The sequence below is a fragment of the Pseudomonas sp. SW-3 genome (genome assembly GCF_016615645.1).
Taxonomy (GTDB): domain Bacteria; phylum Pseudomonadota; class Gammaproteobacteria; order Pseudomonadales; family Pseudomonadaceae; genus Aquipseudomonas; species Aquipseudomonas mandelii.
In genome coordinates this window covers 2,693,833-2,707,510 of record NZ_CP067098.1, presented here as the reverse complement: position 1 = coordinate 2,707,510, position 13,678 = coordinate 2,693,833, and the positions used below count along the sequence as shown (strand labels likewise).

Sequence of the window (13,678 nt, the reverse complement as noted above, 5' to 3'; positions counted from 1 at the left end):
AGCCATATCACGGGTGGATCAGCTATCCGCGCGCACCAAAGACTCAGCAGCTGATTGTCGAGGACGGGCGCACTGCGGATCGTGCCGAATGTGGTTAGCTGTTCAAGCCCTTCACCCAGTCGCTATACATCCCTACCAACGAGAAGCGGGTGGTCGCCTGGTAAAGCACGGGGGGGAAACACCGCGCGGCGGGAGGCCCGCGCCAAGCGGCAAAAACCTAATCAAAGAAGGCTAGGGTGCGAACTTCGATACTCTCGCGCGGCGGGGCTCCCGGCGGCGTATTGGGGTCTTTGAAGGCGGTATGGGGCGTGAAGCGGGCACGGCCGTCGTGACGTGAGTCATACCCCTTGATCAGCAAGACTTCGTCACGGCGCATGTCCGGAAAATAGTACCAGCGCTGTTGCGGATTGTAGGCCAGGTGGTAGATCTCACCGATACGATCCGGATAGACCAAGTCGGTGGCCAGCAGGTCATTGGAGTCAAGCGTCGAGGCGTCCAGCACGGCCAGCGGCGAGCGCTTGACGGGCCCGCTCATCGGGCGCCAGAGGTTAATCTGGGCCACCGACACCAGTGCGGCGGCCTGATCCAGGCCCAGCACGTCGCGAATACGCTCAGGACCCGAGCGCTCGGTGTAGTCATTATGCACACGGCTGGCTGGGCCGCGAATATCCCGCCCCTCGGCGTCGCTGCGCCTGGTGTGGTCGAAGATGACGACCCGGCTCGCGCCCGTCAGCTCCTTGATCAAGGCCTTGACCTCGTCATAGTAGACGCTTTCCACCAAGGCATCGTCGTAGAGGTCGTCGACCACCGTATCCCGCCGATGGAGCTCAAACCCCTGCTTGTCCAGAGACAGGCTGCCTGCCAACGGACGACCGTTGTGTATCGTGACCTCGCGCTCCTCCTGCTCGGCAAAGTAGTGCGGTTCACTGTCACCGGTCAAAGCCTCGGTATGCACATAGGGCTTCGCATCGTGCTTGACCAGGTAGGTAAGTGTCGTGATGACGCTAGCGGGCGTATCAGTTGTGTGCTTCAAGTAACACCTCCCGGTCTGCTGACCGCTTCCGGCGTGGTGTCACCGTGGCGGATCTGTAACTTGTACGTAGACACCTTCCAGCTCAATCGTATGCCTTCGAATGGACACTATCAAATGCAGCCCGAGGTGCATGGCACCCGACCGGTAGAAAAGGACCACTCTTACCTCGGCATCGACGACCAGCTTGACCATGACTGGCGTGTCGCACTCCGGGTCTGCGCCGATCATGAGCATCCGATATCCCGGCCCGCCCGTTACAATCGTTTGTCTGCCATAACGGGTTCGGACGTTGGTTAAATCAAACTTCCCGTACCACTATCTAGAGAAGCGGAATGCTATAACTCACAAAAATACGATTCTGATCTACGTTTCGAGATGCTTCGCTGTTGGACTTGCCGTTACGCCAGCCGAACCCGACGCCTTTGAGCGCTCCGGATTGAAGGACGTAGTCCAGACTAATGTCTCTTTCCCATTCCTTTTGGTTGTTGCCTGACGTAGTTTTAATATTATCGCCGGAGAGGTACATGACCGAGCCTTTCAGGCCAGGGACACCCAGAGCGGCGAAGTCGTAAGCATACTGACCGAAAGCTGTGCGCTCGCCTGCACGGGTGAAAGTTTGGATCAGGCGGTCTGTATACAGATACAGGCTTGCTCCACCGGCGCCCTTGTCTACCAGGCTACCCTGACTGAGTTGAGTGAAGTTGCTACCATCCGACACACTTTGGTACCCCGCAGTAATCGCGTGGCCACCCAGTGTGTAAATCAACGCGGCACTCCAGGTACGGTTGTCGATTTCTCCATCACCGTTTTTGGTGTAGCCACTAACTCTGTAGCCTGACGTACCGGAGCTATTTGCACCTGACGAGTCAGTTTTGAAGTAGCGCAGGTCGGTTTTTAGGGACTGATTGTCCGAGATGGCAAGGGTGTGAATCAATCCCAAAAAATGCTGCGTATAGTAATTATCGAGGCCGGCGTAGTAGTACTGAGCTGTCAGATCCTTGGTGACTTTCCAATCGCCCCCGGCGAAGTCAAACTGATTGCTTTCACGCGTACCACCAGTAACGGCCAGCCCCGTCTGATCGCTCGAACCACGTCCTATTGCATGTTCGATCCGACCTCCAGTCAAGGTCAGGCTATTGAGCTCGCTCGAGGTGATTTGAACGCCCTCGAAGGTTTGCGGAAGCACGCGCCCATCGTTGGCGACCAGAATTGGGAGTTTCGGAATCAAGGTGCCGTAGCGAAGTTCAGTTTTCGACATTTTGACTTTTCCGGTCAGCCCCAGCCTGCTCCACTCGTCGACGGCACGGTTGTCACTGTCAGAAGGCATCATGCTGCTGCCGACATGCCGTCCTTTGCCGCTGTCCAGGGTAACCCCCAGCAACCCCAAGCCATCGACACCAAAGCCAACCATGCCATCGGTATAGCCCGATTTGAAGTCCAACATGAAACCCTGCGCCCATTCTTCGGTTTTGGAAGGGGCGGCAATGCCATCGCGGTTGTCGTTATTGAAGTAAAAGTTTCTCATTCCCAAGGTGGCTTTGCTATCACTCAGGAAGTCCGCATGCACCTGGGCACTCAGGGTAATACTAAGAAACACCGAACTTGCAGTTATTGTTTTTCCACTCATTTATATAGCGCTCCATTTGTTATTTTAAAGTAATAGAAGCAACGCAAGATTTTCAGGTGCGCGTTTTTTTATTATTCTTAACATCCTGCTGAAAACGAGAAATCGACGATGCCTCGCCCCTCCTGCATCAAGTTAATATTGTTAATGCAAGTTCCAAAGTCGCTCATCGCACCTGTTTCTGTTATGCAACGCGATAGCGATAGAGCGGATTGTGTGAGAAAGGCGCAGGGAGTGCCTTGCCTAGGGAAATGGAGTTCTGCGTTGCAGTCTGAAAATTTATCTTATCGTCTGAATTTCAGGATTGGGGCCGGACCCAATTGTCGGTCGAGTACCCAAAGGCTCAGCGGGCTGACCTGACGACTGACCTCTATAGCAACCCGTGGCGCGCCGATCACGACGCCCAAGGCCCAGACTGCGGTCTAACCATCTGCGACAGGTACCGAGACGGACGACGAACATGGCGGTTCCCCGCAAAGCCGCCTACTCTTGCTGGATGGTCCCCATGCTTTTGCTCAGGCGATGTATCGGGTTGGAACGATCTGATTTATTTTGACCGCCCGCTCAATGCCAATCCGGACCTGCCCGCGCGTATCGCCAGCAACTGGCCCCTCACTCCGGTCGACCCGACCAGCATGTACGGCGCAACGGGCAAAGATTGCACCCACTACCCCACCTGTCGTTCCCAAGCGACCGATGCCGCAGCACCTCTGGAAACAGGGGCGCTGTTCACGTTCTCCCCATTGAGGAAGATTAGTATGTATCGGCCGAGCACGATTCCTTATCAGGAGCATCGAGGGTTCAGCCGAACCTTCACTCCGGCTCATTTGAGCCTGGGATTGTTCTTTCCTTTGGAGGCCTTCGATGGGGACACTCCGAGCATGCTCAACCAGGTCGCATTGGCCAAACGAGCCGAGGAGCTGGGCTTTTGCGCGCTCTGGTTTCGCGATGTGCCTCTTCGCGACCCTGGCTTCGGCGATGTCGGCCAAGTCTTCGACCCTTGGGTTTACCTGGGCTATATAGCCGCTCATACGTCAGAGATAACGCTTGGCACCGCATCCATTGCCATCCCTTTACACCATCCACTGCACACGGCCAAGGCGTCAGCCAGCATCGATCAGTTGAGCGCAGGTCGCTTGATTCTGGGGGTAGCTTCCGGCGATCGCCCTGTGGAATTTTCGGCTTTTGGCGTCGATGCCGAAAGGCGCGGAGACATCTTTCGAGAGTACTACGAGGTGATTCGCAGAGCCCACAGCACCAGCTTTGAACCCATCCGCTGGAGCGGTGGTGAGCTGCGGGGCGCAGACCTCATTCCGAAACCCACAACCCAAGTGATTCCAATGCTCGTAACCGGGCATAGCCGCCAGTCACTGGATTGGATAGCGCGCGAAAGCACCGGATGGATCAACTATCCACGCCAACCGAACATGCAGCGACTGATCGTGGAAGATTGGCGGCTGGAGGTCATGAAGCAATGTGGTTCCGTCTATAAGCCCTTCGCTCAGTCGCTATACATCGACCTCGCTGAGAACCCGTCAACGCCGCCCACTCGTATTCATTTGGGGTTCAGGCTTGGACGCGACCACCTCCGGGGTTTGCTGGAGGTGCTTCAGGAAATCGGGGTGGACCACGTTATCCTGAATCTCAAATACAGTAAGCGCCCTGCTGCGCAAGTTATTGAGGAGCTGGGCACTCACATCGTTCCGCAATTCGGAGTACAGCCTCGTTCCGAAGCGAACTGAAACCAATACGTTACTGGACGGATTCATCGTCAACTCTGCGACATAAAAAATGGCAGTGATGCCGCAGGCGGTTCAGAGGCCCGCAAGCGAGCCCGCCCGAGGAGTGAAGTCAGAAACCTTCTAGAACGATCTTGCCCCGGGCCTTGCCGCTCTCGACCAGCGCATGGGCACGACGCATGTTGGCCGCATTAATCGCACCGAAGTGCTCGCCCACAGTGGTCTGCAGAACACCTTGGTCAATCAGAGCGCTGACGTGCTGCCCTCTCGGCTCGGTAATGTCACCGCGTTCCGAGAGAACTTGCATAACCAGGGCCGTGGAGGTGAGTACAAAACCCGCTGCGCAGACAAATGACACCTGCCAAGGGAATCCAAAAGCCATGCCGACAAAAGTGAGCAGAACAGCACAGACCACCACCTGCAGGCTGCCCAGCCCAAAGATCTGCCGACGCAGATCCCATAGGTGCGAGGGTTTCATCTCCAGTCCAATCACAAAAAGAAACATCGCCACACCCAGCTCGGCCACCTCAATGATGGTGTGGGGGTTATTGATCAGTTGCAGTCCGAAGGGGCCAATGATCAGCCCCGCCGCCAGGTAACCGACCACTGAGCCGAGCCCGATGCGTTTGAGCAGCGGCACTGCCACCACGGCGGCGGCAAGCAAAGTGACGACAGCAAATAATTGTCCGACGTTGCCTTCAGCGGCCATAGCATTGACCCTCATCCCACATCAGGACCGGTAATGCGTCCACGGCCAGGCGTGTTGAGCAGAGCTTTCAAGCTGAGCGCTCAGTTCCGCAAACTCTTCAGGACTAAGCACAGCATCTGGAGCGTTCTCCAAGAACTCTCTGCGGTAGGAATGGCACCTGAAGTGTAGTGCAGCACACCGGCATCGTTTGAAAGGGTGACAGAAAATTCAGTTGCTTCTCCCCGTCCGTACCGTAAAGGGCCGGCTAACAATCCTTTCATTTATACCGAGCGCGCAGGCTTGGCTTGAATCTTTGGCCAGGTACTTTGGCCACGATATTAACCTTAAATATAAGTGTTTTAATTGGCCCTCATCAAATCCATCTGATACGGCTTTTTTTTGATCACCTGAGCCTTTTTCGTCAACCAACAGTCTATAAAGTGCATGCCCGATGTTCTTTAAAACAACAAAAAGCAGCCAACTCGTTTTGGCGCTTGGGCACACTGACGCGCTCAAGAATCCAGACCATCCCAGGATCAAAAATAGAACCCTGTTTTATCAGAACAAACGGGACAAATAACAATTCATTTGATTTGGAGATGGTGTCGTGCGAAAGCTTGGCTTGGGCTTCCTGGTAACTGGCGTTTTTGGGCAACTATCAGCACTACTATGGACCTACACGTCCACAGGACAAACTTGTCAAAATAACGTCGACAATTCATACATCCAGCAAAAAATGACAAAGTTCGAACAACTATTCGATGACACCGCAAATAAAGTTGCGGCAGAGCTCAGTGCAAAAGATTCCGACGGGCTCGCGCACCTTGCGAAAAACGAATCCCGCATACCCGACTCAACGGAGGCTGAGGCCGTACAGTTTTTGATGGAAAAGCCAGATGAAACTACAGTACTTACGCTGCCTTCATTGCCCACACAGGCACACAAATGGACAATTATTCTCAGCGGTCTGATTACTTTTATCGGCCTGCTGCTGGCACTCTTCGCTCGCAAAAAAACCATTGATCCGCAATGGCATGCCTTTCGCACAGTACCAGGCTCGCTGATCACGCTGGAACGCCCGTGTTTGACATGCGGCGGCTACATTTCCCACACTAAAAAAGAAGCTTCAATCACGCCTTCATCCGGCGTATGGGTGGTCGAAATTGCATTGAATACACCTAGCCGCCATCGCGCAGTAAAAGCCATTCAGCAGTTGGAGTTGCCGGTAGCGCGTAAAGAAAACAACTTTGTCGTCATTGGCCCGTATAAACAAAAGCAGGACGCGGCTCGAGTCGTGAAAGAGTTGAGTGAAAGTCATGGTGTTAGAGGATGGATGATGGCGGGAAATTGACATAATCCTGTGTAGAGCTACTGATCTCGAAAAAAATGTCTACCTATTTTATGACACGAGAGTGTATTCATGATCGCAAAAGAACTTAGAGCCGAACTCGCCCTGAAGAAATTCCTGGACGCCAACTTATGGATCCAACTTGAACTCAGCGAGCTGAACTACAGCCTCGCTGAAAACTGTGGGCTCTCGCCGGAAGAATATCGCCTTAAATTTCTGAAAGAAGCATTTGAAGCAGAAGCCGACGCGCACGGCTGCGATTGCTGGGACTTCATCCTGCAGTGGGTGGCCGAAACCAAGGAAGAACTTGAGTTGATGCGCGAAGAGCGCATGAAAGAGATTTATGACTTTCTGGACAATTAACAAGTGTTACAACTTACGTAATCTATAAAAGCCGTCAGCTTCAAGATGAAAGACTAACTTCATCGGCGGGAGTATTGCCCAACACCCCCGCCTTCGTCTCTATTTAAACCGTCGCATAACAATCCACTACACGCCGATACTGGCTGGGAGAAGCTCCGATGTGCTGGCGGAAAAACCGTGTGAAATGACCTTGCTCGGAGAACCCGAGGTTCTCCGACAACAGGCCCAACGTTCCACTGCGCTCACGCTCCAGCCAGGTAAAAGCCCGGCGCATGCGCGCGTCGTTCAGCAGCAAGGTCGGGGTCATGCCGGTATCTTTCTTGAACAGCGCAAAGAAGTGCGCCCGAGACAGTCCACAAGCCCGCGCGGCGTTGTCGATCGGGTTCGGATCATCGAGGTGCTCAAGCAACCAGGCGGTGCCACGGCGCACGCGCGCGTCCCGGAACTCACCTGAGTTCGGCGCACCCAGCATCGACAAATGCCGCCAACTGGAAAAGTCCTCGATCAGTTCGATCAGGAAGTCGAACAGCATGAATTCCATGCGTTCTTTCGGCACGATCCCGCAGCCATGCGCTTCGGCGACCAGGATGTCGGCCAAGGTGCGATTACGACTCGACAGCTCGATGCACGACCGGGCAAAAAAGTCCGGCCGACCGCTGAGCGCCAGCGACTGCTGGGCAGTGGCTAGCCAGGCGGGCTCGATGTAGAGCGCAAGGATCAGGGTGGCACCGGCGCCCGGCTGCGGATCGTAGAAATGCGGCTCCCAGGCGTTGACCAGCACCGCCGTGCGATCGCTGAGCGGAACCCGCCGACCGTTGACGTTGAAGTAAGTGTCTTCACCGGACACTTTAACCAGGACATGGCATTCGGAATGGGTGTGGGTGACCAGCGAACGATCCATATTCAGCAAGGCGACCCGTCCAAACCTGCCGTGGAAAACCCGTTGGGCAATCGACATCAGATTCCTCCGCTCGCTAGAAGCGATATTGTTACCGACCACAATGCATATCATCGGGGCGTCTATCTATTTCTCAACCCCGACGGTCACTCAATGGTTCAGCAACACGTGGCTGGCCACTATCGCGCGCGAATGACCGAGCGTCTACCTCGACTTTCGCAGCCCCCACACTCGTCGGAAAAACCGCCTTACAAGGCATGGCGTTCTTTCCCGTGATAAACGCGCAGGATATCGGCCACCACCGCCAGAGCGATTTCCGCCGGAGCCTTGCTGCCCAGATCCAGGCCGATGGGCATGTGCAAACGGGCAATCTGTTCATCCGTCAGACCACCGATGCGTTTGAGCCGCTCGGCGCGCTTGGCCGAGGTTGCCTGAGAACCCATGGCACCGATGTAAAACGCCGGGGTGTGGACCGCTTCCATCAGCGCCAGATCATCGATTCGCGGATCGTGAGTCAGCGCCACCACCGCGGTCGCCGCATGGCAACCTCCGGCGGCAATGAACATTGAGGGCAGCACACGTTGCATCTCCACACCTTCGAGATGTATATGCAGCATCTCTTCCCGGGGATCGCAGGCGATGACTTCGCAGCCGATGGCACGGGCAAAACCGGCGCAGACTTCAGCGACCGGCGAGAGCCCTGCCAGAATCAGTCGTAACGCCGGGCCAACGCTGATACGCACGCTTTCGTCGACGACTTGCACCCGCTCGCTGCCGTGTCCAGTGTCCGGGTCCAGGCGCAAGGCACCGCTGCTCAGCTCGACGTGACGCATCAGACGGCGCTGGCCGAGCAACGCCGCTTGCAGACTCTCCAGGTGGGCGATCCATTCGAGACTGGCAGCGCGGTGCTCGACCAGCACGATCAGCACGCCACCACAGGGCAATCGCAGACGGTGGCGTTGCTCGACGCTGTCGCCATAACTGACGATCTGCGCCGGTTCGCGTAACTCACCGCGCGTCAGGCTTTCGAGAAACTCCTCCTCGACGCAGCCACCCGACAGCGAGCCGACGTGTTCGCCTGTGCCATTGGTCACCAGCATCGCACCCGGCGCACGCGGCGCCGAGCCATAGGTGGAGAGCACTGTGCACAGCCACTGGGCCTGCCCGGCGCGAGCCCATTGCAGTGCCTGGTCGATCACCTGAACATCGAGATGACGCATGTTTTCTATACCTCAAGCAAAGCGTGGTACTGCATGCTGGGTTACGTTTACGGTAACCTGCGAGCAACCTTGTTCAATCGTTGATTCAACATGTCGCCACAACAATTTTTGCAACTTGGGCCGCTGCGCCTGGAATATCGCCAACTGCCTGCGGCTGACCCGTCGCGACCAACGTTTGTGCTGTTGCACGAAGGCCTCGGCAGCGCCGAACAATGGAAAGACTTCCCCCTGCGCCTGGCCCAGGTCAGCGGCTGCGGTGTGGTCACTTACAGCCGTCAGGGTTATGGGCAATCGAGCCCGGTAACCCTGCCGCGGCCGCTGAACTACCTGAGCAGCGACGGCCCTCGTGAACTGCGGCAATTGCTGGATGCCTTGCAACTGCCGCAAGTGGTCTTGCTCGGTCACAGTGACGGCGCATCCATCGTCCTTGCCTATGCCGCTACCGACGATCCACGGGTGTTGGGCAGCATTGCACTGGCGCCTCACGTGATTGTCGAGGCTGAGAGCCTCGACGGCATTCGCCATACCACTAAGGTGTGGCATCAGGGCGAACTGCGCGAGCGCCTGGCACGCCATCACGGGACCAATGTCGATGGCGCTTTTCACGGTTGGAGCGACAGTTGGTTGCACCCGGACTTTTCCTTGGATGATCTCGAAGCGCAGTTGGCTTATATCGAAAGGCCGCTGCTGGTCATTCAGGGTCGCGACGACCACTACGCCACGCCCGAGCAACTGGTGGTCATCCAGCGACAGGTCGCTGGACCGTGCCGCTGTGTGTTGCTGGATGACTGTCGACACTTTCCCCAGACCGAAGCGACCGAGCAGACCTTGCAGCTGATCTGCGATTTCCTGAAGCGCCTCCCCGCCTTTACTTGAAATTGCCTTGGGTTTCTGGAATCACCACGCTGCCGATCAGGTAGATCACCGACAGACCGACGGCGAACATCGCCAGCACCATGGGGATCTGCGCCGGGCTGCCGCTGACCAGGGACACAAAGGTTGGCATGGTTCCGCCGAGGGCGAAACCGATGTTCCAGGACAATCCGGTGCCGCTGGCTCGCAGCTCGGTGGCAAAGCGTTCGTTGAGGAAGATCAGAATCGGCGCGATGATCGCCCCACCTATGAAGCCTATACCCACGCAATACAGCGCAGTACGGGTCAGCGAACCCGATTCGGCGACACCCAGAAACATCATCGGCAGGCTCACCAGGTTGATCACACCCAGCAGCAGGAAAGTCTTCTTGCGACCGATCAGGTCACTCAGGTAACCGAAGGCCAGTGCTCCGACAATGGTTGCCACCGACCCGTACATGAGCAGCTGCGAAGTCTGCGCATGAGGCACTTTGGCGACCACGTTGAGCAATGTCGGCAGATAACCGCAGGCCAGGTAATACGTGGCACCGCCTCCGAACGTAATTAGCAGGTTGACCAGCATCACGCCGCGGTACTCGCGACCGAACAGTCGCTTGAGCGGCGACACGACAACTACCGCCGGCCCCTTGGTTTTGCGCGCTTGTTGCAGTTGCTGCCAGACCGGGGTCTCTTCCAGGTAACGGAACATCACCAGACCGAAAAACGTGCTTAGCAGGCCGCAGAAGAACATGAAGCGCCAGCCCCAGACGTCAAATTCTTCCCCGGGAAAGATCTCCGACAACACCAGATAAGTGAATGACGCCAACAGCGCGCCCATACCGGCGCCGGCACCACCGATCAACCCGGACATCAAGCCGCGATAGCGCGGCGAGATGGATTCGGTGCCGATGGTGTGAGTGGAGGCAACGATGCCGCCCACGAAAATGCCCTGAATCACCCGCAAGACCAAAAACAGTATCGGGGCCAATATGCCGACCTGATGAATGGTCGGCAACGCGCCAAACAGTGCCGTTGAAATACCGACGCCGACCATCGACACCATCAACGCACGCTTGCGGCCGTGTTTGTCGGCATACGCGCCGAAGATCGCCGAGCCCAGCGGACGCACCAGCAACGCCACGGCGAACGAGGCATATACCGCGGCCAGCGACAATGTCGGGGTGTCCGAGGGGAAGAACAGGCGGCCGATAATCGGTGCCACATAAAGCAGAATGAACAGGTCAAACAAATCCAGCGCCCAGCCGAATGTCGAGGCAAATGCCGCGAGCAAGGCCTTGCCCGGTGGAATCTGTGGTGTATCGCTAGCGGCGCTGGAGGGTGATGCAGTTATTGTTGTTGTCGTAGTCATGGTTGCCTCACACAAACGGTGATCGAACGTTCTGCATCCCGGTGCACGGGTTGCGAGTAATCAGCAGGTCAGCGGTGAAACCTTGATGTGCCCTTTCAGTTGTATTGAAGGGGCGGCAGGCCCTGCTCCGTAAGGCGTACGCTGTTACCAACATACTCCCGGGCCCGCTCGCCAGTACGATTTACTCGCCGATAAACACGGCCGTACGCTTGCTGTGAAACGCTTCAACGCCTTCCTTGAAGTCTTTGGAGCTACGCAGACGGCTGTAGCAGTGACCTTCCATTTCAATCGCGACGGTCAGCGGCGCATCTTCGTTGTCGTTGATCAGTTTTTTCGCCGTGCGCTGAGCCAGCGGCGAGAAGCGGCGCAGTTCATCGACCAACGCGTCGACGGTGCTTTCCAGTTCGGTATCCGGCACGACCTCGGTCGCGATACCCCAGGCGTAGGCCTGGTCACCGGTGATGCGTTTGGCGCGCATCACCATGTGTTTGGTGCGGGTGATGCCGATGATTTTCTGCAGGCGCGCGGAGCCACCCGAGCCCGGGATCTGACCGAGGTTCTGCTCAGGCAAGGCGTAGCGAGTGGTTTGCGAAGCAATGCGGAAATCGCAGGCCAGGGACAGTTCGAAACCGACGCCGAAGGTGTAACCCCGGTTGGCCACGATCACCGGTTTTTCGCAACGTGCCGGTGCCGCGACGTTCCAGGCCAGTTTCGAAACGTGCTCTGGCGACGCTTCGAGGAAGCCCTTGATGTCGCCACCGCTGGAGAAGTGTTCGCCCACCGAGCGCAGCACGATGACGCGCACGCCTTTGTGTGCATCGAGGGCTTCGAAGACCTGGCGCAGTTCATCACGCTGCCCCATGGAAATGACGTTCAACGGTGCGCGGTTGAGGATGATGTCGGCGCGCTCGCGGGACACATCGACTTCAACCTGGAAGCCATCGAACTGAGTGTCGAGAAATTGCTGGATCGCTTGCTGTTGCATGAGAGTGTCCTCTGGATGATTAGCTGATGGCCTTCAAGGCCTGTTCCTGAAATTGAGCCAGCAGCACGCGCCGCAGCACCTTGCCCACTGGAGATTTGGGAATCTGATCGATGAACTGATAACGCCGTGGCCGCTTGAATTTGGCCAGGCCCGAAGCAATGCAATGGGCATCGAGGTCGCTTTCCGATACCTCGGCGCGCAGCTTGATAAACGCGGCGATGATCTTGCCCCACTGCTCGTCGGGCAGACCGACCACCACCACCTCTTCCACTGCCGGGTGCAGGGAGAGCATGTTTTCGATTTCTGCCGGACTGACGTTTTCGCCGCCGGTGATGATCAAGTCATCGACACGCCCCGTGACGAACAGATCGCCTTCAAGATCGAAGTAACCGATGTCACCGGTGAAATACCATCCGTCACGCAATGCCTTGGCGGTCGCTTCGGGACGGTTCAGGTAGCCTTCGAACGCCTCGTCACTCGCCAGGTCGGCGATGATCTGGCCCTCCTCCAATGGGTTGACCTGCACGTCTGCCGTTTCAGCATCGATTGGCACCACGCGCACGCGCTGGTTCATTGCACTGCGCCCTGACGAACCGGGTTTGCGGCTGGCTTGCTGGTCGATGGTGAAGGTGTAGATCTCCGAGCTGCCGTAATGATTGACGAACAATTTCGGCTGGAACGCCTGCTCGACGCGACGCATCAAACCGTCGCTCATCGGTGCACCGGCAAAGCCGATTTTCTCCACACTGGCGACTCGCTCGCGGGCAAAGGCCGGGTGTTCGATGAGCATGTGGTAGAGCGTCGGCACCAGGTACAGGTTGCTGACCTTTTCCCGCTCGATGGCCTGCAGCGTGGCTTCCACGTCGAACTTCGGCACACAGACGAAATGCCCGTCGATCAACGCCATGGACAGCAACGAGCGCACGCCCATGGTGTGGTAAAGCGGCATGACACCCAGCGTGCACTCGCCCTGGCGGTAAAGGTTTTGCGCTACGTGGGCAACCGCCGCGGCGCGTTCGCTACGGTGCCGACGGGGCACGCCCTTGGGCTTGCTGGTGGTTCCGGAGGTGTACAGCAGCAGTGAAAAGTCTTCGGCGTCGGCCTGCAAAATCATGCCGGAGGGGGTCTGCGAACACAGTTCCTCGAAACTCAGGTCGGTGTTGGCGGCACGCAGACCGGTGGCGATCCGTGGCAGCCTTGTGGCGGCGCTGCAACCGGCCACGGCGGTCACGGTCGCGTCGTCGTAAGCCACTGCACGGATTTGCGCATCTTCGATGCAGTAGCCCAGTTCCTCGGCAGTCGAACGCCAGTTCAACGGGGTCATGACGATGCCCGCAAACTGACAGGCCCAATGCAAGGTTGCCATCTGCCAGCGGTTTTGCATCACTACCAGCAGTCGATCGCCGCGTTGCAGCCCAAGGCATTGCAAGCCCCAGGCGGCACTCTGGATATCGACGAACCATTCTTCATAGGTTTTCTTCAACGCACCGTCACTGACCGCCACGGCGTGCGGGCGGCGTTCAACGGCAGCGAGGAAACTGCGTCCGAGATCGAACATT

11 protein-coding genes and 2 pseudogenes are annotated in these 13,678 nt (G+C 57.1%); 4 read left to right on the top strand and 9 right to left on the bottom strand.

Going from position 1 to position 13,678, the window contains the following annotated elements:
* Positions 1-217 precede the first annotated feature (217 nt).
* A complete protein-coding gene (locus JIO00_RS12125; protein ID WP_145309381.1) occupies positions 218-1,033 on the bottom strand; it encodes a CmcJ/NvfI family oxidoreductase in 816 nt (271 codons plus the stop codon).
* A gap of 319 nt (positions 1,034-1,352) precedes the next feature.
* Entirely contained in the window at positions 1,353-2,660 is a 1,308-nt protein-coding gene (locus JIO00_RS12120; protein WP_200668321.1) for an OprD family porin, read from the bottom strand.
* Positions 2,661-3,415: 755 nt separating this feature from the next.
* Between JIO00_RS12120 and JIO00_RS12115 the strand changes: the two genes are divergently transcribed.
* Positions 3,416-4,399, top strand: a complete 984-nt coding sequence (locus JIO00_RS12115; protein ID WP_200668628.1) for an LLM class oxidoreductase — start codon at positions 3,416-3,418, stop codon at positions 4,397-4,399.
* Positions 4,400-4,508: 109 nt separating this feature from the next.
* On the opposite strand, the pseudogene JIO00_RS29800 reads toward JIO00_RS12115, so the two are convergent.
* Both JIO00_RS29800 and JIO00_RS12110 read right to left on the bottom strand, forming a co-directional pair.
* Positions 4,509-4,658, bottom strand: a pseudogene (locus JIO00_RS29800) (zinc-binding dehydrogenase); the annotation flags it as partial.
* A pseudogene (locus JIO00_RS12110) lies at positions 4,638-5,105 on the bottom strand (cation:proton antiporter domain-containing protein); the annotation flags it as partial. The pseudogenes JIO00_RS29800 and JIO00_RS12110, both read right to left, overlap by 21 nt.
* 586 nt (positions 5,106-5,691) lie before the next feature.
* Here JIO00_RS12110 and JIO00_RS12105 point away from each other — a divergent pair.
* Complete coding sequence (locus tag JIO00_RS12105; RefSeq protein WP_200668320.1) at positions 5,692-6,435, top strand: SPOR domain-containing protein; 744 nt, start codon at positions 5,692-5,694, stop codon at positions 6,433-6,435.
* Positions 6,436-6,504: 69 nt separating this feature from the next.
* On the top strand, positions 6,505-6,795 hold the full coding sequence (locus JIO00_RS12100) for a DUF6388 family protein (RefSeq protein ID WP_010459421.1): 291 nt from the start codon (positions 6,505-6,507) through the stop codon (positions 6,793-6,795).
* Between the two features lie 103 nt (positions 6,796-6,898).
* On the opposite strand, the gene JIO00_RS12095 is transcribed toward JIO00_RS12100, so the two are convergent.
* Together JIO00_RS12095 and JIO00_RS12090 are read right to left on the bottom strand one after the other, a co-directional pair.
* Positions 6,899-7,753 (bottom strand): helix-turn-helix transcriptional regulator, encoded by an 855-nt coding sequence (locus tag JIO00_RS12095; protein WP_077750318.1) that lies wholly within the window; start codon positions 7,751-7,753, stop codon positions 6,899-6,901.
* A gap of 188 nt (positions 7,754-7,941) precedes the next feature.
* The gene (locus JIO00_RS12090; RefSeq protein ID WP_200668319.1) at positions 7,942-8,913 is read right to left on the bottom strand and encodes an XdhC family protein; all 972 of its coding nucleotides are present in this window, start codon (positions 8,911-8,913) and stop codon (positions 7,942-7,944) included.
* Between the two features lie 90 nt (positions 8,914-9,003).
* On the opposite strand from JIO00_RS12090, the gene JIO00_RS12085 reads away from it, so the two are divergent.
* Positions 9,004-9,789: an alpha/beta fold hydrolase gene (locus tag JIO00_RS12085; protein ID WP_200668318.1), complete on the top strand. Its 786-nt coding sequence runs from the start codon at positions 9,004-9,006 to the stop codon at positions 9,787-9,789.
* Here JIO00_RS12085 and JIO00_RS12080 read toward each other — a convergent pair.
* The 3 genes from JIO00_RS12080 to JIO00_RS12070 form a co-directional block, all read right to left on the bottom strand.
* Positions 9,782-11,134: an MFS transporter gene (locus JIO00_RS12080; RefSeq protein WP_200668316.1), complete on the bottom strand. Its 1,353-nt coding sequence runs from the start codon at positions 11,132-11,134 to the stop codon at positions 9,782-9,784. The genes JIO00_RS12085 and JIO00_RS12080 overlap by 8 nt on opposite strands.
* A gap of 181 nt (positions 11,135-11,315) precedes the next feature.
* A complete protein-coding gene (locus JIO00_RS12075) occupies positions 11,316-12,119 on the bottom strand; it encodes an enoyl-CoA hydratase/isomerase family protein (protein ID WP_010459412.1) in 804 nt (267 codons plus the stop codon).
* A 19-nt stretch (positions 12,120-12,138) separates the two neighbouring features.
* Positions 12,139-13,677 carry an AMP-binding protein gene (locus JIO00_RS12070; RefSeq protein ID WP_200668315.1) on the bottom strand — a complete coding sequence of 513 codons (1,539 nt, stop codon included), beginning with the start codon at positions 13,675-13,677 and terminating at the stop codon, positions 12,139-12,141.
* Position 13,678: the final 1 nt, after the last annotated feature.